The organism is Actinoplanes sp. NPDC023936, assembly GCF_040639325.1.
Taxonomy (GTDB): Bacteria; Actinomycetota; Actinomycetes; order Mycobacteriales; family Micromonosporaceae; genus Actinoplanes.
This window is the reverse complement of record NZ_JBEZZR010000039.1, coordinates 36,906-54,923: the sequence shown is the minus strand read 5'-3', so window position 1 is coordinate 54,923 and position 18,018 is coordinate 36,906. Positions and strand designations below refer to the sequence as shown.

Here is an 18,018-nt window from a genome sequence, read left to right as displayed (position 1 = left end):
ACTCGCTGGCTGTGGCCGGTGCCACGCTATCGTGGGCCGGATGGCCCATCACGTTTCAGGGGGTGCGTATGACCGCTGAGATGGTCGCGCCGGCCTGGATGCATGAGCAGGTCACGGCCGAGCAGTACGCGAACTGGACCGAAGAGCAGTGCGCGGGCATCGAGGTCGTGGACGGGATGGTCGTCGTGAGTCCGAGCGCGTCGAAACGGCACAACCGCCTGGCCCGGCTCCTGGCGAACGCGTTGGACGCTGCTGCCGGGCCGGACTGGAACGCCGACACCGACTTCGACGTCCGGCTGCGGGACGTGCCGCTCAACAACCGTCGTCCGGACGTGACGGTCTACCGAGCGGAGACCATCGACATCACTCCGACCCGACCCGAGCATGTGCTTCTCGTGGTCGAGGTGGTGTCGCCCGGGTCGGAGACGACTGATCGGATCGTCAAGGCCGATCAGTACGCGCGGGCCGGCATCCAGTTCTATTGGCGTGTCGAGCAGGCTGCCACCGGTGCGCCCCTGGTTTACACGTACGTTCTTGATCCGGCGACCGGCCGCTACCGGGACAGCGAGGTCTTCACCGCCGTCGTGAAACTGGCGGTGCCCTTCCGCATCGAAGTGGATCTCGGCCAGATCTGAGTCGCCGGTGCTGGGCAAGCTGTTCCACCACGCGCCGGCGCCGCTGCGTCCGGTGCGCGACGCGATCCTGGACCACACGCCGCTGCTGCAGAAGGTGGTCGGGGAGTCCTCGCCCGGCGAGATCGTCGCGCAGATCGCCGCCATCGACGCGGCCGAGGCGCGGTTCACCGCCCGGGTGCGCTGAAACGGTGGCACACCGATAGTCCTCGGGCGGTGGTAAATGAGCGCATGCTCAGGGAATGGCGAATCCCGCAATTGTCGAACGTGACCGAACAGACATCGAAACGCTGGCACGGGAGGCCTCAGCGGGCGACCCGGCCGCGCTGAACACGCTTCTGATCGCGGTGGGGCCGGAGACGCTCCGGTTGTGCGGGCGGTTCCTCCCGAACCGGGAGGACGCCGAGGAGGCGTGTCAGGACACCCTGTGGGCGGTGGCCCGTGGCATCGGGAGATTCCACGGCCGGTCCACCTTCCGGACCTGGTTGTACAGCCTCGCGGCCAATCGGTCCCGCTCGACCTACCAGGTGATCCGTCGCCGGCACGACGGTGAGGCGGCCGGCGTGCCGCTGCCCGACCGGGCTGACCCCCGGCGCACCAGCGTCGTGGCCGCCACCCGGATCGACCTGCTGGAGGCGCTCGACGGGCTGCCCCCGGAGTACGCGGAGGCGGCCGCCCTGCGTGACGTGCTCGGCCTGAGTTACGGCGACATCGCCGGGCTTCTCAACATCCCGGAAGGAACCGTGAAGTCGCGGATCCACGAGGCCCGGCGCCGGCTCCGGCTCAGTCTCGACCACCAATAAAACATGACCTTGACGAATCTGCGAACAAAAGGCGGTACCGGCGTGACTCACCGAGTGACAGACCACGAAGTCGATGAAAGAGAGCCGACATGCGTCATCTCAAGTTCCGTCATATCGCGGCCGCCGGTGCGATCTCCGTGATCGCGGCTGCTCCGCTCGCCGCCTGCGGCGGCCCGTCGGTGTCACCACGACCCCCGCAGGCTGCCGGCGCCGAGACGGCCGCCGCGGCGAGCGGGGTCCCGGGCACCGCACCCAGCGCGCCGGTGCAGGCCGGGAATCCCGAGCCCGCCGTCGCCAGACCGCCGACCGGGTCGAAACCGGTGCAGACCAAGACCGTCACACCGACGAAGACCAAGACCGTCACACCGACGACGACCAAGTCCCACACCTCCGCACCGGCCTCGACCAAGCCGACCGGCAGCTGCTACGGCGCCGTCCGGTACGACCTGGATCTGCGCAACACCGTGCTGGACCTGATCACGTCGATGTGCTTCCACACCGGTGGCGTCCTGCGGCTGCAGGGAATCGGGCCCGGTCTGGTGACCGCCACGCCGCGGTCCCTGGTGTCACAGAGCTATGAGGCAGCCGTTGTCGACCTGCGCTTCGTCAGGCCGGGTACGGTCACCGTCAGCATCCCGCAGGACTCGCAGACCCACACCATCACGGTGGTGGTCGTCAGCTAGGGCGCACCCGAACTCCGGCGAGCAACGTGTCGACGAAGACCGACGCGTTGTCCGCCGGCGGTGCGATCTGGACGTACACCAGACCGGTCCCGCCGGATCCCGTGCCCGCGGCCTCCACCAGCCGGCCGCGCCGGTCGGAGCAGCTGAACCCGGCGATGACCCAATCGATGCCGGCCTGCCGGCTGCGGCGCACCGGAGACGGTGTGCAGCCGGCGTGCGGGAGCTCGGCGACGACCGCGGCCGGCGTCCGGCCGGCCGTGCCGTCGCGGGCGAGCGAGATGAACGCGCCCCGGACCGCCTCGTCGGTGCGCCAGCGGGCCGGGTCGGGCGACACCAGCAGCGCCGGGTATCGCGGTCCACCCGCCTGCCCGGGCCAGGCCCATCGTCCCGTCATGGCGTGCCAGCCGTCCGGGATCCGCACGGCGATCCGGCCGGTCGCGTCCACCGCCACCCCCGGCTCCCGTGCGAACCGGCCGCCCACCGCGTCGGACGTCAGCGCGCAGACCATGACGGCCGCCGCGAACCCCATCGTCACCCGGGTCGCGGCGCGGGCCAGCGGCCTCGTCCGTGGCCCGGCCGTGGCCCGGTCCAGAGCCGCCCGCAGCGCCGCGGCGTCCCGGTACCGATCGGCCGGTCGCCGGGCGGTCGCGGTCCGGAGCACACCGGCGACCTTGCCCGGCACGCCGTCGCGCAGCCGCACCGGGTCGTCCGGACGGCGGCGCACCGGTGCGCCGAGGAGCCGGACGCCCAGCTGACCCAGACCGTAGACGTCGGTGCGCCGATCCACGACGGCCATCGGATCGTCCTGTTCCGGCGCCATGTAGCCCGGCGTCCCGGCCCGGGCGGTCAGGCCGGAGGCCGTGGCGAGCGCCTTGGCCAGGCCCAGGTCGGCGATGACCACCTGCTCGGCACGCGGACCCGGCCCCGCTCGGGCCGGCCGGGACCGGAACAGCACGTTGCCGGGCGCCAGATCACGATGGACGATGCCGTGCTCATGCAGCACCGCGACGCCGTCGCAGATCTCCCGGAGCAGGGCACCGGCCTGCCGGACCGGAATCGGTCCGCGGGCCAGCCGATCGCGCAGGCTGCCACCGTCCGCCCAGGCCATCACCGAGTACGGCCGGCCGTCGGGCAGTTCCCCGAGCGCGTGCACCGACACGATGCGATCGTCGTCCAGCCGCCAGAGCAGCCGGGCCTCGTCGAGGAACCGCTCCCGGATCCGCAGATCGTGGCTCCAGTTCTCGGCCAGCACTTTGATGGCGACATGGGCGTCGAGCGATTCGTCGTATCCCAGCCAGACGGTCGCGAACGAACCGATCCCGAGCAACCGTTCGATGCGGTACGACCCGATCCGGACCGGAGAGGTCACCACTGCCCGAGCATAGCCGCGCCACGGCGCCGTCCGCGTGGCGTGAGTCCAGCGCTCCTGGACGGGTCCTCTGCCCGGCGCTGACAGGCTCGCGGCAGCGATTCCGCTGGGGATCGGGGTCACACCCGCCCAGCGGTCATGTCGAGTTTGAGGAGCACGCGGTGGCTGATACGCGCCCGTCGGTAATCTCTCGCGCCGAGGTGCCGCCCAACCGACGCCGAGGCGGCGACATCCGGGTCTTGCTGAGCCCTCGCACGGTGGCCTCCACCTCGGGGTTCATGGGCAGCCTGACGCTGGCGCCGGGGGAGTACGTGACCGAGCACTACCATCCCTACTCGGAAGAGTATCTCTATGTCGTCGAGGGCCGGCTGACCATCACGATCGAGGGGAACGCGGTCGAGGTGGGCCCCGACCAGGCGGTTCTCGTACCGATCAATGCCCGGCATCGGGCGGAGAACCGCGGCACGCGTACCGTGCGGGCGGTTTTTCATCTCGGACCGCTGGCGCCGCGACCGGAACTGGGCCATGTGGACACCGAGGACCTCGCCAACCCCGGTGAGCGTCAGTTCGTGGTGGGGGACCGCGGATGAGCGGCCGCCGTGTGGTGATCACCGGGGTCGGCGTGGTCGCGCCGGGAGGCATCGGGCGCAAGGCGTTCTGGGATCTGCTCTCCAGCGGGCGGACCGCGACCCGGCCGATCTCGCTCTTCGACGCCGGCGGATTCCGGTCCCGGATCGCGGCGGAGTGTGACTTCGATCCGCTGCTGGAGGGGCTCAGCTTTCCGGAGGCGCGGCGGATGGACCGGGCCGCGCAGATGGCTGTCGTCGCGGCGCGCGAGTCGGTGGCCGACAGCGGTCTCTCGCCGGACGGGCTGCCGCCGGAGCGGGTGACGGTGAGCGTGGGCAGCGCGGTCGGGTGCACGATGGCGCTGGAGCAGGAGTACGTCGTGCTCAGCGACGGCGGCCGCCGCTGGCTCGTCGACCACACGTACGGCGTGCCGCATCTCTACGGCTACATGGTCCCCAGCACGATCGCCACCGAGGTGGCCTGGACCGTCGGCGCCGAAGGGCCGGTCGCGCTGATCTCCACCGGCTGCACCTCCGGCCTGGACGCGGTCGCCCACGCCGTGGAGGTGATCCGGGAGGGCGGCGCCGACGTCGCTCTGGCCGGGGCCACCGACGCCCCGATCTCACCGATCACCGTCGCCTGCTTCGACGCGATCAAGGCCACGTCGGCGAACAACGACGAGCCGGGCACCGCCTCCCGCCCCTTCGACCTGCACCGGGACGGGTTCGTGCTGGGTGAGGGTGCGGCGATGTTCGTGCTGGAGGAGTACGAGCACGCCCGCCGGCGCGGCGCCGAGGTGTACGCCGAGGTGGCCGGGTTCGCCAATCGCAGCAACGCGTTCCACATGACCGGGCTCAAGCCGGACGGGCGGGAGATGTCCGCGGCCATCGACGCGGCGCTGCGGCAGGCCGGCCGGGCGCCCGGCGACGTCGACCACATCAACGCGCACGGTTCCGGTACCCGGCAGAACGACCGGCACGAGACGGCGGCGTTCAAACGCAGTCTGGGCCGGCACGCGTACGAGGTGCCGATCAGCTCGATCAAGTCGATGGTCGGGCATTCGCTCGGTGCGATCGGCTCCATCGAGATCGCGGCGTGTGCGCTCGCGCTGCGGCACCAGGTCGTGCCGCCGACCGCGAACCTGCATCACGCCGACCCGGAGTGCGACCTGGACTACACGCCGCGGGTGGCCCGCGAGGCCCGGCTGCGGACCGTGCTGAGCGTGGGCAGCGGCTTCGGCGGCTTCCAGAGCGCGATGGTGCTGACCGGGGGGCCCTCGTGAGGACCGCCGTGATCACCGGGCTCGGCGTGATGGCGCCCACCGGCCGGACCGTGGCGGCGCACTGGTCGGCCGTGCTCGCCGGGCGCTCGGCGCTGACCACCATCAGCCAGTTCGACGCGTCGGGGTACCCGGTGCGGGTCGCCGGCACCGTGCCCGGATTCGAGCCGCGGTCGCACGTGCCCGGCCGGGTGGTGCCGCAGACCGACAGGTGGACCCACCTCGGGCTGGCCGCGGCGGCGCAGGCGCTGGACGATGCCGCGCTCGACCCGGCCACCGTGCCGGAGTACGAGATGGGCGTGACGACCGCGAGCTCCTCCGGGGGCACCGAGTTCGGTCAGCGCGAGATCGAGGCGCTGTGGCGGGACGGCCCGTCACACGTCGGCGCGTACCAATCGATCGCCTGGTTCTATGCGGCGACGACCGGGCAGATCTCGATCCGGCACGGCCTGCGCGGCCCCTGTGGGGTGCTCGTCACCGAGCAGGCCGGCGGGCTCGACGCGATCGGCCAGGCGCGCCGGCTCATCCGCAGTGGCCTGCGCGCGGTCGTCACCGGTGGCACTGACGCGTCGCTCTGCCCGTACGGGGTGGTGGCCCAGCTCAGCTCGGGCCGGCTCAGCACCGCCACGGATCCGTCCCGGGCGTACGCCCCGTTCGACGCGTACGCCGCCGGGCACGTGCCGGGCGAGGGCGGCGGCATGCTGATCGTCGAGGAGGCGCAGGCCGCGGCCGAGCGCGGCGCGGCACATCGGTACGGCGCCGTCGCCGGGTACGCCGCGACCTTCGACCCGCCACCCGGGTCGACCCGGCCACCCGCCCTCGGCCGGGCGATCAGAGGCGCGCTGGCCGATGCCGGGCTGGCGCCGGATCAGGTGGGCGCTGTCTTCGCCGACGCGGCGGCGGTGCCCGAGCTGGACCGGCAGGAGGCCGAGGCGATCGCCGAGATCTTCGGGCCGTACGGCGTGCCGGTCACCGCCCCCAAGACGATGACCGGACGCCTGTACGCCGGTGGCGCCTCACTCGACCTGGTGACCGCCCTGATGGCGCTCCGCGAGGGCGTCGTCCCGCCGACGTCCGGCGTGCGATGCCCGGTCGACGAGCTGCGGCTCGACCTGGTCCGGGACAGCCCGCGGCAGGTGGCCCTGGAGCACGTGCTCGTCGTCGGCCGTGGTTACGGCGGCTTCAACGCCGCAGTTGTCCTGTCCCGATGAAATCGCATTCGACAAAACGAGGAGTGAAAATGCCTGAACTGACGCTGGACGACCTTCGGAGAATTCTGCGTGCGGCCGGGGGTGAGGACGATCCGGCGACCCTCGACGGGGACATCCTCGACGCCACTTTCGCCGACCTCGGATATGACTCGCTCGCGATGCTGGAAATGGTGAGCCGGATCGAACGCGAATTCGGCACGTCGATTCCCGACGAATTGGTGCCCGATATGCCGACGCCGCGTACGGCGATCGGCCTCATCAATTCCCGGCTGCGCGCCGCGGCCTGAGACACCGGCCGGCCGGGCGTCGTCCGGTTCACGACAGGAAGGAGACGGCGGCATGACGTCGGCGCGCACGACCGGCAAGGTCACCACGGAATTCACGCGCTGCCCGGCCTGCGGGCTGATCACGTACGCGAGTCGCCTGGCGCGGGCGGGCGGCGTGTGCCCGGAGTGCGGCGCGCACGGGCGGCTGTCCGCGCCGGACCGGCTCGCGTACCTGCTGGACGACGCCACGGTGGCGCCGCTGCCGGCGGACGACCCGGTCCGCGACCCGCTGGGCTTCGCCGACTCCCGGCCGTACCGGGATCGGCTCGCGGCCGCGAGACGGGCGACCGGGCTCAGCGAGGCGGTCCTCTGCGCGCGCGGGACGATCGAGGGGACCCCGGTCACGGTGGCGGTGATGGACTTCGGGTTCCTCGGCGGGAGCCTCGGCATGGTGGTCGGCGACCGGATCACCCGGGCCGCCGAGACGGCTCTCGCGGACCGTACGCCGCTGATCATCGTGACCGCGTCCGGCGGCGCCCGCATGCAGGAGGGCGTGCTCTCGCTGATGCAGATGGCGAAGGTCAGTCAGGCGATCGCGGCGCTCGACGACGCCGGCCTGCTCACCGTCTCGATCATCACCGAGCCGACCTTCGGCGGTGTCGCGGCGTCGTTCGCCGCCTGCACCGACGTGGTGATCGCCGAGCCGGCCGCGCGGATGGGTTTCGCCGGGCCGCGGGTGATCGAGCAGACTGTGCGGGAGACGTTGCCGGACGGGTTCCAGACGGCCGGGTTCCTGCTCGCGCACGGCATGGTGGACCGGGTCGTGCCCCGCGGTGAGCTGCGGGCCGTCCTGGGCCGGCTGCTCGCCGTGACCCGGCCGGCGGCCCCGGGCCCGGCGCCCGACGTGCTGATCCGGGATCCGGCCCGGCTGCCGGAGAAGGACGCCTGGGACACCGTGCGGGACGCGCGGGATCCGGACCGGCCGACCACCCTGGAGTACGCCGCCGCGCTGCTCGACGGTTTCGTCGAGCTGCACGGCGACCGGCTCGCGGGTGACTGCCCGGCGATCGTCGGCGGCCTCGGGGTGCTGCGCGGGCGTCCGGTGCTGCTGCTCGGGCACCAGAAGGGCCACACCACCCGGGAGCTGATCGAGCGCCGGTTCGGCATGGCCTCGCCGGAGGGCTACCGGAAGGCGGCACGGCTGCTGCGGCTCGCCGCCAAACTCGGGCTGCCGGTCGTCACGCTGGTGGACACCCCCGGCGCGTACCCCGGTGTCGCGGCCGAGGAACGCGGCCAGGCCTTCGCGATCGCGGACATCATCAAGCAACTGTGCTCGCTCCCGGTGCCGGTCGTCTCGGTGGTCGTCGGGGAGGGCGGCAGCGGCGGCGCGCTGGCGCTCGCGGTCGCCGACCGGGTGCTCTGCCGGGCCGGCGCGTTCTACTCGGTGATCAGCCCGGAGGGTTGTGCCGCCATCCTCTGGAAGGACGCGGCCGCCGCGCCGCGGGCCGCTCGCGCGCTGCGGCTCGGCGCCCGGCACCTGCTGGCCTCGTCGGTGGTGGAGGCCGTGGTGCCCGAGCCGGCCGACCGGGCGCAGGTGACCGCGGCCGTGGGGGACGCCGTCGCGGCCACCCTGAACGCGCTCGACGGAACAGCGCCCCACGAGCTCGTGGCCGCCCGGCGGGCGCGGTTCCGGCGGTACTGAGGCTCAGCGCTCCGGGTAGGCGTTCTCCTCGGGCGGCTCCGGGAAATCGGCGCTGATCCGCGGCGGCGGGATCAGCGCGGCGCTGATCGCCTTGTTCACCGCGTCGATCCGCGACACCGCGTTCAGCTTGCCGAACACGTGCCGCATGTGCCGCTTGACGGTGCCCTCGCTGATGAAGAGGCGGCGGGCGATCTGGGAATTGCTGAGCGCCTCGGCGGCGAGCGACAGCACGTCGTGCTCCCGGCGGGACAGTCGCACGCTGTGCGGTCCGCCGGGCAGCGCGGTGTGGTCCCGCCGGAGATCGCGCAGCCCGCCGGGCAGCAACTGGCCGCGCCGGGCCGGCAGGACGAGGCGGACCTGCCCGTCGTCGTGGCCGGCGTTGCGGATGGTGGCGAGCAGCTCGACGCTGGAGACGCTCTTCGGCAGATAGGCCCGGATGCCCAGCGTGAGCAGGTCCGGCACGACTTGGGCGTCGTCCTGGCCGCTGAGCACGACCACGCCGCTGTCCGGCGCTTTCGCGCGGAGCGCGCCGACCACGTCGAGGGTGGTGTGCCCGGTCAGCTCGCGGTCCACCAGCACGACATGGGGGCGGTGGGCGGTGGTCAGGGTGACCGCGTCGGGGGTACGGGGATCGGGCGCCTCCTGGATGACCGATAGATCCGGCTCGATGTCTATGATGCGGCGCACGCCCTCCCAGAAGAGCGTCGGCCCGCCGAGCGTCAGCACCCGCAGCGGTCCCGTCACCTGATTCGTGATCCTGCCGCCATACAGTGATGACTCGCTCGTCAAAAGAACTCCTCCCGTGCCGTCGCAGCCGCCACCGAGCGTACTGCCGTATCGTCCAATCTCAATCGAGCCGGGAGGCCTTCGTTTGCGGGCGCGGCGCATGTCCACTGTGGTGTGACATGACGGTTTCGTGACCATGTAGAGGGACCCGGCGGCCGGGATGAGCCGAAGGGGGTATGGCGATTACCCTTTCGGCCAGTACACCTGCCACGACTCGACGCGGTATTTCCTCCTTGCTAGCCTCGATCACATTGGATCCAATAGATGGAAAATTGATTGGCAAACAATTCAAATCAACTGTTCGCGGGGGTGTGACAGGTGATTCACTACCGTATTCTCGGACCACTTGAAGTCGAGGTCGACGGCGCGTCATGCACGCCGACGGCACCCAAGAACCGGCAGGTTCTGGCGTTACTTCTGCTGAACGCCGGCCGGGTCCTCCCGATCGAGTCGTTCATCGAGGAGCTCTGGGACGCGAACCCGCCGGCGAGTGCGGTGACGACCACCCAGACGTACATGTACCAACTCCGCAAGATCCTGCACGGCAAGGGCGGGAGCCGGGAGCCGGTGCTGCTCACCCGGGCGCCCGGATACCTGCTCCGGGTCCAGCAGGGGCAGACCGACGTGGAGTCGTTCGACCGGATCGCGGCACAGGGCCGCGCCATGCTCGCCGCGGGGGAGGTGGAACGCGCCGCGGAACGGCTGAGCCAGGCCCTCAACCTGTGGCGCGGACCGGCGGCGATGCCCGACGTCAGCCGCGGCCCGCTGCTGCAGGCGAACCTCGCGGCGCTCGAGGAGCGGCGGATCCGCGTGCTCTACGAACGGATCGAGGCCGACCTGATGCTGGGCCGCTATGCGGGCCTGATGGCCGAGCTGCGCCGGCTGGTCGCGGAGCGCCCGCTGGACGAGTGGCTGCACTGCCGCCTGATGGCCGCGCTCTACGGCCTGGGCCGCCGCGGCGAGGCGCTCACCGCGTACCACCAGGCCAGCCAGGTCCTCCAGGAGCACCTGGGCCTTGACCCGTCGGCCGAGCTGCGGCAGATGCAGCGGCTGGTGCTCGCCGGGCGGCCGCTGGAGACGGCCCCGGCCCGCTCGCTGGTCTCCTGACCGGCAGCCATCGGAACACCACGGTGCCCGGCGTACTCGACGCCGGGCACCGTGGTGTTCCTGGTTCAGCCGGCTTCCGCGGGGGCGGCCGGCGCCCGCCGGGGCACCGCCAGCGACGGGATCGGGAGCCGGACCGCCGCCAGCAGGCCGGCCGCCAGCAACAGGGCCGTCAACCCGAAGACCACCTGGGCGGCGTCGAGCACGGCCGTCCCGGTGCCGTCACCCAGCCGGGTGTAGAAGACGCCGGAGAGCACGGCCAGTGCCAGCGAGCCGCCGACCTGCCGGCTCAGCGACTGCACGGCCAGGGCGGCGCCGAGCTGCGGGCGGGGTGTGTGCCGCAGCAGGGTCAGCGTGTAGACCTGGAAGCCCAGGCCGATGCCGACGCCGATCGCCAGGGTGGCGAGGGCCCAGCCGGCCCAGCCACCCGGCCCGAAGTCCGGGTGCGTGAACGCCAGCCACGCCGTGCCCCCGGTCAGCAGCGCTGTTCCGGCCACCCCGAACCACTGCGTGTGAGCGAAGCGGGCGAGCAACGGCGTGCCCGCGAGCGACACCAGAAGCGTGCCGAAGGTCAGCGTCAGCAGGTACATCCCGGCGTCGGTGGCCGAGGCTCCCAGCGCGACGAACACCACCGGCAGGAACGTGATCACGACGAGCAGGCCGGCCCCGGTGTTCCAGCCCTGCACCGCCACCGACCGCATCACCCGGTCGCGCAGCAGCGCCGGCGGCAGCACCGGATCGGCGGCCCGGTGCGCCGATCGCCACCAGAGGGCGAGCAGCACGGCGGAGGCCGTCACCAGGATCAGGACCTGCGGTGACGTCCACGCCCATCGGGTGCCCGCCGAGCCGGCGACGAGCACCAGGGCGGTGAGCGCGCCGCCCAGCAGGGCCATCCCGGCGTAGTCGACCGGGGCGGCCCGCCCGGGGCGCGGCAGCCGGAGCGTGCCGACCAGCAGCAGGGCCAGCACCGAGGGCGGGACGGTGATCAGGAACGCCCAGCGCCAGCCCCAGGTGTCGGTCAGCACGCCGCCGGCGACCGGCCCGAGCGCGGCGCAGAGGTTGACCAGGGTCGCCGAGAGGATCTGGAACCGGAGCAGCCGGCGTGGATCCAGCAGCTCGGCGTAGATCGCGTACGCGGAGACCATCAGCCCGCCGGCGCCGGCGCCCTGCACCGCGCGTGCCGCGATCAGCTGGTCCATCGACTGGGCCAGCCCGCACAGCACCGAGCCGGCGGTGAGCAGCGCCAACGCGATCACCAGCAGCGCACGCCGGCCACGGGTGTCGCTGAGCTTGCCGTACAGCGGGGTGGTGACAGTGGAGGCCAGCACGGCGGCGGTGGTGATCCAGACGAACCGGTCTGAGCCGCCCAGATCCGCGGCGATCGCCGGGAGCGCGGTCGCCGTCAGGTTCAGGTCCACCATCGCCAGCAGCTGGGCCAGCACCACCCCGGTCAGCGGCAGGACGGTCCGCCGGTCAGCCATGGCGGGGTCCGTCGCGCTGGTCGTCCGGCATCCCGCGATGCGGTGGCGGTGCCATCGAGGTGCCCGCCGGGTAGGTGGCCGCGGCGTACCGCCCGTACGCCTGCAGCACCCGCCCGAGCCACCGGCCGAGCCGCCGCCAGCGGCCGTTCACCGCGGCTGTCCCGCCCGGCCGAGCACCGCGTCCACGGCGGCGGACAGCGCCGCGGCGTCCGGCTCGGGCGCCCGCCACGCCACGTACCCGTCGGGGCGCAGCAGAATCGCCTCGGCCGGCGCCGCCCGGTACCGGCCTTCCCAGCCGCCGTCCGGGTCGGTGCCCGCGTCCAGCACGACCAGGGGCAGCTCGGCCTTGTCCGCGGCGGTGCGCCAGCCCTCCCCGTCCGGGCCGGTGAGCAGCACCGGGCCGTCCACCGGCAGGTCCAGGGTGGATACCCGCCGCCCGGCCCGGAGCAGCCAGACGTGCGGCAGCCGGGTGCCCGGCCGGCCGGTCAGATCCGCCACCCCGTAGGCCGGCACGTCCGGATCCGCGCCGTCGTCCAGCACCGCGCCGGATCGGTACCGCAGCCCGAACGTCAGCGCCAGGTCGTCGAGGATGCCCTCGCCGCGCGGCGGCGCCGCGAACCCGGTGCCGCTGGTGACCCGGCGGCGGCACTGGTCGACGGTGAGCCCCGCGACCGCGAGCCGCTCCGGTTCGTAGCTGTCCAGCAGGGCCTCGCCCGCCGTGCCGGACACCACCGCCGCCAGCTTCCAGGCCAGGTTCTGCGCGTCCTGGATGCCGGTGCTCGCGCCGAAGCCGCTGACCGGCGGCATCACGTGCACGGCGTCCCCGGCCAGGAAGACCCGGCCGTCCCGGAAGCGCTGCGCCACCACCGCGGACAGCTCCCAGGGCTGGGTGTCACGGATCGTCAGCGGCAGGTCCGGGTCGCCGATCGCCGCCCGGACCAGCGCGGCGCACCGGTCCGGGGTGAACGCCGCCACCCCGCCGTCCGCCTCCGGGTCGAAGCGGACGTAGAGGGTGCCCTGCCGCAGCGTGTCGTCGTGCACCAGCAGGCCCTCCACCACGTCGTTCTGCACCTGGCAGATCGCGAAGCGGCGATCGCCCAGCGCCGCGCGCAGGTCGGCGTCGAAGACGATGCTGAGCTGGTGGTGCAGACCCCAGCGGCCACGGACCGGGATGCCCAGCTGCTCGCGCACGGTGCTGTGCGGGCCGTCGGCGGCGACCAGGTACGCGGCCCGTACCTCGGTCACCCGGCCGGTCGCCCGCTCGGTGAGCTGAGCGGTGACCCCGTCCCCGGTCTGGGTGAACCCGGTCAGCTCGGTGCCGAACCGGACGTCGGCGCCCAGTTCCTCGGCCCGCGCCCGGATCAGCGGTTCCAGCCGGTCCTGGCTGAGCAGGGCCCAGCGGGACGGGGTGAGCTCGCCGAGGCCGGCGCCGCCCGGCAGGTCGTGCCGGAGCAGTTCCGCACCGGTCAGGCTCCGCACCCGGGCACGCAGGGTGTGCCCGTCGAAGCCCCGGCCGGCCTCGGCCACCGTCTCCTCCAGCCCGACCGCCCGGAGGACCTCCATCGCTCGCGGGTTGAAGCCGCGTGCCCGCGGGTGCGGCGACGGCGACGGGCGGCGTTCGGCCAGCACGGTCGGCACGCCGCGGGCTGCCAGGTACGCCGCTGTGGTCAGCCCGGTCACCCCGCCGCCGACGACGAGCACGGCTGTCTGCGAAGTCTGCATGGTGCCTCCTGGTGGTGTGTGGTCAGGCCGGGCGGACGCCGGTGAGCAGGGTGTTGTGCACGCCGAGCGGCGCGGCCGTGATGTCGGTGAAGCCCGCCTCGGCCAGCCAGCCCTGCGCCTCGGCGGCCGTGTACTCCGCGCCGTGCGGCGTCACCATCAGCATGTTGAGGCTGGTCAGCAGCGCGCCCGCGGTGCCCCGGCGGTCGTCGTCGATCATCGGGTCGATCACCATGACCCGGCCGCCGGGCGCCAGCGCGTCGAACGCGCGGGACACCAGGACGCGCCGCTCGTCGGTGCCCCAGTCGTGCAGCACGTGACTGAGGATCAGCACGTCCGCCGAGGGCATCGGCACGGTGAAGAAGTCGCCCGCGTGGAAGGTGACCCGGTCGGCGAGGCCGAGCTGGTTCATGTGCTCGGTGAAGACCGGCTCCACACCGGGCAGGTCGAAGACGCTCGCCTTGAGATGCGGGTGCTGCCGCAGCAGCGCCGCCACCAGGTTGCCCCGCGCGCCGCCGACGTCCACCACGCTCTCCACCGCGGACCAGTCGAACGCCTCGGCGGTCGGCGGGCCGATCATGCCGTTCAGGTAGTCCATGCCGGCCGTGAAGTTGCGCCATGCGGCGGTCGTCCGGTACTGCTCGGTGAACATCTGCGGGCCGGCGCCCCACCGGTTCTGCGGCTCGCCGGTGCGCAGAGCCTCGGCCAGCCGATCCCAGCGGGCGTCCGCCGCGGTGAGGAAGGCGCCGACGTACGAGGGCCGGTTCGCGTTCAGGAAGTGATCGGACAGCGGCGTGTTCCGGTAGCTGTCGCCGTCGCGCTCCAGCATGCCGAGAGCGACGAGCGCGTCCAGGAAGTCGGGCACGCCACGCGGGTGCAGCTCCAGCCGGACCCGGAGCTGCTCGGCGGTCAGCGGACCGTCGGCGAGCACCGTGAAGAGGCCCAGCTCGGCGGCGATCAGGGTGACCTTGCGGCTGAAGTACGCCGTGCCCAGCCGCCACAGGGGCTCAGCGCTGACCGGCTGCGTGTCGATGGATTCGGGCACGTCGGAGACCTCCACTCAAAGGGGTTTGCTGCGAGCAGGCTGCGCGGCCGGGTTGGAGCGCGCGTCGTACGGCGGTCGAGTCCCCGCCCGTCGACAGGCGCTGGACGCCCGCACGAGCACGGTCCGGCACGCTCGGCCACTGTCATTCGAGCGAGAGGCGAACAGATGAGATCCACCAGCGCCACCGGTCTGCCGGCCTTTCCGATGCCGTCGCCGTCCCCCGGTGAGCCACCGGCCGCGTTCGCGCGCCTGATCGCCGAGGAGCCGGTCACCCGGGTCACGCTGCCCACCGGGGACGAGGCCTGGCTGATCACCGGGTACGCCGAGAACCGTGTCGTGCTGACCGACCCGCGCTTCAGCCGGGCCGCCGCGGCCGCGCCCGGAGCGCCCCGCCTGCAGCCGATCCCGCCGGACCCCGGATCGATGCTCAACATGGATCCGCCTCAGCACACCCGGCTGCGCCGCCTGGTCTCGCACGCGTTCACGCCGCGCCGGATCGAGGACCTCCGGCCGGCGGTGCGCCGGGACGTGGACGTCCTGCTCGACGCGCTGGTGGCGGCCGGGCCGCCGGCCGACCTGGTCACCGGGTTCGCCCGCCCGCTGCCGGTCGCGGTGATCTGTGAGCTGCTCGGCGTGCCCGGTCCCGACCGCGGCCGCATCCTGGCCTGGGTCGACGTGCTGCTGAGCCTCACCACGCACCCGCCGCAGCAGGTGGGCGCGGCCCGGCGGGAGATGAAGGCCTACCTGGCCGGCCTGGTCCGGGCGACCCGGGAACAGCCCGGCGACGGCCTGCTCCGCCAGGTCATCGCGGCGTACGACGAGAGCGGCGGCACCGACGACGAGGAGGTCGTGATGCTTGCCGCAACCATCCTCACCGGCGGTTTCCTGAGCACGGCGGGGGAGATCGCGCTGTCGATCCTCACGCTGCTGCGCCACCCCGCGCAGCTGACGGCGTTGCGCCGCGAGCCGGAGACCCTGCCGCGGGCCGTGGACGAGTTGTTGCGCTACAACGCGCTCACCACCGGAGGCGGCCTCATCCGGGTCGCCACCGAGGACGTCGAGCTGGGCGGCGTGACGATCCGGGCCGGTGACGGCGTGCTGCCGGCGATCAGCGCGGCGAACCGGGACCCCCGCGTCTTCGACCACCCGGACGTGCTGGACTTCGGCCGCCCGGACAATCCGCACATCACCTTCGGCCTCGGCGTGCACTACTGTCTCGGCGCCCGCCTGGCCCGGGTCGAGCTGGAGGAGGCGGTGGCCGGTGTGCTGCGCCGGCTGCCGGACACGCTGCGGCCGGCGACCGACATGACGGAACTGGCCGTGCACCCCGGCCATCTGGTCCGGGGTCTGCCGGAGCTGCCGGTCACCTGGTGATCGGCCCGGAACCCCGCCATCCGGGCCGCACCAGGCCCCACTCGTAGGCCATCACCACGAGCTGCACCCGGTCGCGGGCGCCCAGTTTCGTCATCACCCGGCTGACGTGCGTCTTCGCGGTCGCGACGCTGCACGTCATCCGGTCGGCGAGCTCCTGGTTGGTGAGGCCGCCGGCGATGAGCACCAGCACCTCGCGCTCGCGGGAGGTGAGCTGCTCCAGGCCGGGCGTCGCCGGGGGCTCGTGACTGCGCGTCGCGTACTCCTCGATGAGCCGGCGGGTGACCGACGGTGCGAGCAGGGCCTCGCCGGCGGCGACCACCCGGACCGCGTGCAGCAGGGCGGCCGGTTCGATGTCCTTGACCAGGAAGCCGCTGGCACCGGCGCGCAGGCTGCGGAAGATGTACTCGTCGTGCTCGAACGTGGTGAGGATGACGATCCGGATGCCGGACAGCTCTCGCCGCGCGGCGATCCGCCGGGTGGCCTCGATGCCGTCCATCCGGGGCATCCGGATGTCCATCAGCAGCACGTCGGGCCGGGTCTCGGCGGCGATGCGCACGGTCTGCTCGCCGTCGGCGGCCTCACCGGCGAGCTCGATGTCCGGTTCGGACAGCAGCAGCGAGCGCAGTCCCGCCCGTACCAATGTCTGGTCGTCGGCAAGCATCACCCGGATCATCGGGCGCCGCCACGGATCGGCAGCCGGGCGGTGACCAGGAAGCCGCCGCCGTCGTCGGCGCCGCGCGCCTCGAAGTCACCGTCCACCGCGGCCACCCGCTCCCGCATGCCGAGCAGGCCGTTGCCCGGCCGGAGCAGGGAACGTGGCACGCCCCGGCCGTTGTCCCGCACCTCGACCGCCAGCTCGCCGTGAGCGTGCACGATGCCGACCCGGGCCCAGGTCGCGCCGGAGTGCCGGACCACATTGGTCAGCGACTCCTGCACGATGCGGTAGATCGCCAGGTCGAGGCTGGCCGGCAGCTCGGCGGGCACGTCCACCACGTCGAGCGAGACGTCGACGCCGTTGGCCGCCATGTCGCGGACCAGGCCGTCCAGGTCGGCCATCCCCGGCGCCGGGCCGGTCGGCAACTCCTCCTCGTCGACCCGGCGCAGCATGCCGAGCATGGACCGCATCTCGACAAGCACCTCGCGGCTGGTGTTGCGGATGGCCACCAGCGCCTCCCGGGCCTGGTCGACGTCGCGGTCGATCAGGTGCGCCGCGACGCCGGCCTGGATGGTCACCGTCGAGATCCGGTGCGCGAGGACGTCGTGCAGCTCACGGGCGATGTGGATGCGTTCCTCGACCGCCCGCCGGCGGGCCTCCTCCTCACGGGTGGCCTCGGCCAGCTCGGCCCGCTCCTGCGCCTCGCGCAGCCGCTCCTGGTGGCTGCGGACCGCCTCGCCGACCGCCATGATCAGCGAGAGCCAGGCGATCAGCCACACCGTGCCCTGCGTGTTCGGCTCGCGGTCGTTCGCCTGGCCGAGCAGGAAGGCCCCGGCCAGGAAACCGAGCGCTGTCACGCCGGCCGCGACCCGGTGCGCGGACAGGACGGCGAAGTAGATCGCCACGGCGGGGGCGATGGTGAACGCGCCGCCCGGAAAATTCAGGCCGTGATAGGCGAGCGACACGGCGAGCGTGCCGGCCAGCATCACGAACGGCCGCCGGCGGTGCAGCGCGATGAACGCCGCGTCGGCGGTCAGCAGCAGGTAACCGAAGGCCAGCGGCGGGTGCGGTGACCCGTCGCCCCAGCCGATGATGGCGGTGGCCGCGACACTGACGGCCAGCACGATGAGAGCGGGACCGGTCTCACCGGCCGAGCCGCGGCGCGCGGTGGAACCCCAGAGGCCTCGCAACCGGTTGGTGAGCACGTAGCCAGATTAGGCGGGTAGGACCGGGTCGTCACCGGACGAGGGGATGACAGCGGCGTACATCCCGGGGCCAGCCGAGGCGTCCCCGGCGAGCCGCAGGATGTAGCCGATGAGTCGTCCGCGGCCCGACGACCTTT

The 18,018-nt window shown here is 72.8% G+C and carries 19 protein-coding genes; 11 read left to right on the top strand and 8 right to left on the bottom strand.

Translation table 11 applies throughout. The features are described 5' to 3' along the window. Window positions 1-68 precede the first annotated feature (68 nt). The 4 genes from AB0F72_RS34525 to AB0F72_RS34510 all read left to right on the top strand — a co-directional run bounded on the left by AB0F72_RS34525 (window position 69) and on the right by AB0F72_RS34510 (window position 2,118). Window positions 69-635, top strand: a complete 567-nt coding sequence (locus AB0F72_RS34525) for a Uma2 family endonuclease (RefSeq protein WP_360440565.1) — start codon at window positions 69-71, stop codon at window positions 633-635. Window positions 636-642: 7 nt separating this feature from the next. Further along, the gene (locus AB0F72_RS34520; protein ID WP_360440562.1) at window positions 643-819 is read left to right on the top strand and encodes a hypothetical protein; all 177 of its coding nucleotides are present in this window, start codon (window positions 643-645) and stop codon (window positions 817-819) included. Between the two features lie 55 nt (window positions 820-874). Continuing rightward, the gene (locus AB0F72_RS34515) at window positions 875-1,435 is read left to right on the top strand and encodes an RNA polymerase sigma factor (protein ID WP_360440559.1); all 561 of its coding nucleotides are present in this window, start codon (window positions 875-877) and stop codon (window positions 1,433-1,435) included. 89 nt (window positions 1,436-1,524) lie between these two features. After that, window positions 1,525-2,118: a hypothetical protein gene (locus AB0F72_RS34510; RefSeq protein ID WP_360440556.1), complete on the top strand. Its 594-nt coding sequence runs from the start codon at window positions 1,525-1,527 to the stop codon at window positions 2,116-2,118. On the opposite strand, the gene AB0F72_RS34505 is transcribed toward AB0F72_RS34510, so the two are convergent. Then, complete coding sequence (locus AB0F72_RS34505; protein ID WP_360440553.1) at window positions 2,111-3,490, bottom strand: serine/threonine-protein kinase; 1,380 nt, start codon at window positions 3,488-3,490, stop codon at window positions 2,111-2,113. The genes AB0F72_RS34510 and AB0F72_RS34505 overlap by 8 nt on opposite strands. A gap of 158 nt (window positions 3,491-3,648) precedes the next feature. Here AB0F72_RS34505 and AB0F72_RS34500 point away from each other — a divergent pair, with 158 nt between their 5' ends. Genes AB0F72_RS34500 through accD form a run of 5 tightly spaced genes read left to right on the top strand, consistent with a single transcriptional unit; the run spans window position 3,649 to window position 8,512 of the window. Then, the gene (locus AB0F72_RS34500; RefSeq protein ID WP_360440550.1) at window positions 3,649-4,077 is read left to right on the top strand and encodes a cupin domain-containing protein; all 429 of its coding nucleotides are present in this window, start codon (window positions 3,649-3,651) and stop codon (window positions 4,075-4,077) included. Continuing rightward, entirely contained in the window at window positions 4,074-5,336 is a 1,263-nt protein-coding gene (locus tag AB0F72_RS34495; RefSeq protein WP_360440547.1) for a beta-ketoacyl-[acyl-carrier-protein] synthase family protein, read from the top strand. Before AB0F72_RS34500 ends, AB0F72_RS34495 begins: the two co-directional genes overlap by 4 nt. After that, window positions 5,333-6,544 carry a ketosynthase chain-length factor gene (locus AB0F72_RS34490; protein ID WP_360440543.1) on the top strand — a complete coding sequence of 404 codons (1,212 nt, stop codon included), beginning with the start codon at window positions 5,333-5,335 and terminating at the stop codon, window positions 6,542-6,544. Before AB0F72_RS34495 ends, AB0F72_RS34490 begins: the two co-directional genes overlap by 4 nt. A gap of 29 nt (window positions 6,545-6,573) precedes the next feature. Continuing rightward, window positions 6,574-6,831, top strand: coding sequence for an acyl carrier protein (locus tag AB0F72_RS34485; RefSeq protein WP_360440540.1), 258 nt, complete (start codon window positions 6,574-6,576; stop codon window positions 6,829-6,831). A 52-nt stretch (window positions 6,832-6,883) separates the two neighbouring features. Next, window positions 6,884-8,512, top strand: a complete 1,629-nt coding sequence (gene accD, locus AB0F72_RS34480) for an acetyl-CoA carboxylase, carboxyltransferase subunit beta (RefSeq protein ID WP_360440537.1) — start codon at window positions 6,884-6,886, stop codon at window positions 8,510-8,512. A 3-nt stretch (window positions 8,513-8,515) separates the two neighbouring features. Here the strand turns inward: accD and AB0F72_RS34475 are convergent, their stop codons facing one another. Continuing rightward, window positions 8,516-9,256, bottom strand: coding sequence for a response regulator transcription factor (locus tag AB0F72_RS34475; RefSeq protein ID WP_360440534.1), 741 nt, complete (start codon window positions 9,254-9,256; stop codon window positions 8,516-8,518). A 360-nt stretch (window positions 9,257-9,616) separates the two neighbouring features. On the opposite strand from AB0F72_RS34475, the gene AB0F72_RS34470 reads away from it, so the two are divergent. Continuing rightward, window positions 9,617-10,405 (top strand): AfsR/SARP family transcriptional regulator, encoded by a 789-nt coding sequence (locus AB0F72_RS34470; RefSeq protein ID WP_360440531.1) that lies wholly within the window; start codon window positions 9,617-9,619, stop codon window positions 10,403-10,405. Between the two features lie 65 nt (window positions 10,406-10,470). Here the strand turns inward: AB0F72_RS34470 and AB0F72_RS34465 are convergent, their stop codons facing one another. Genes AB0F72_RS34465 through AB0F72_RS34450 form a run of 4 tightly spaced genes read right to left on the bottom strand, consistent with a single transcriptional unit; the run spans window position 10,471 to window position 14,647 of the window. Beyond that, on the bottom strand, window positions 10,471-11,883 hold the full coding sequence (locus AB0F72_RS34465; protein WP_360440528.1) for an MFS transporter: 1,413 nt from the start codon (window positions 11,881-11,883) through the stop codon (window positions 10,471-10,473). After that, window positions 11,876-12,034 (bottom strand): hypothetical protein, encoded by a 159-nt coding sequence (locus tag AB0F72_RS34460; protein WP_360440525.1) that lies wholly within the window; start codon window positions 12,032-12,034, stop codon window positions 11,876-11,878. Before AB0F72_RS34460 ends, AB0F72_RS34465 begins: the two co-directional genes overlap by 8 nt. Then, window positions 12,031-13,605 (bottom strand): FAD-dependent oxidoreductase, encoded by a 1,575-nt coding sequence (locus AB0F72_RS34455; RefSeq protein WP_360440522.1) that lies wholly within the window; start codon window positions 13,603-13,605, stop codon window positions 12,031-12,033. Before AB0F72_RS34455 ends, AB0F72_RS34460 begins: the two co-directional genes overlap by 4 nt. Window positions 13,606-13,627: 22 nt before the next feature. Then, window positions 13,628-14,647: a methyltransferase gene (locus AB0F72_RS34450; RefSeq protein ID WP_360440519.1), complete on the bottom strand. Its 1,020-nt coding sequence runs from the start codon at window positions 14,645-14,647 to the stop codon at window positions 13,628-13,630. A 165-nt stretch (window positions 14,648-14,812) separates the two neighbouring features. Here AB0F72_RS34450 and AB0F72_RS34445 point away from each other — a divergent pair, with 165 nt between their 5' ends. Then, on the top strand, window positions 14,813-16,021 hold the full coding sequence (locus AB0F72_RS34445; RefSeq protein ID WP_360440516.1) for a cytochrome P450: 1,209 nt from the start codon (window positions 14,813-14,815) through the stop codon (window positions 16,019-16,021). Here AB0F72_RS34445 and AB0F72_RS34440 read toward each other — a convergent pair. Beyond that, on the bottom strand, window positions 16,011-16,694 hold the full coding sequence (locus AB0F72_RS34440) for a response regulator transcription factor (protein WP_360440513.1): 684 nt from the start codon (window positions 16,692-16,694) through the stop codon (window positions 16,011-16,013). The genes AB0F72_RS34445 and AB0F72_RS34440 overlap by 11 nt on opposite strands. Then, window positions 16,691-17,881 carry a sensor histidine kinase gene (locus AB0F72_RS34435; RefSeq protein WP_360440510.1) on the bottom strand — a complete coding sequence of 397 codons (1,191 nt, stop codon included), beginning with the start codon at window positions 17,879-17,881 and terminating at the stop codon, window positions 16,691-16,693. Before AB0F72_RS34435 ends, AB0F72_RS34440 begins: the two co-directional genes overlap by 4 nt. Between the last annotated feature and the right edge of the window lie 137 nt (window positions 17,882-18,018).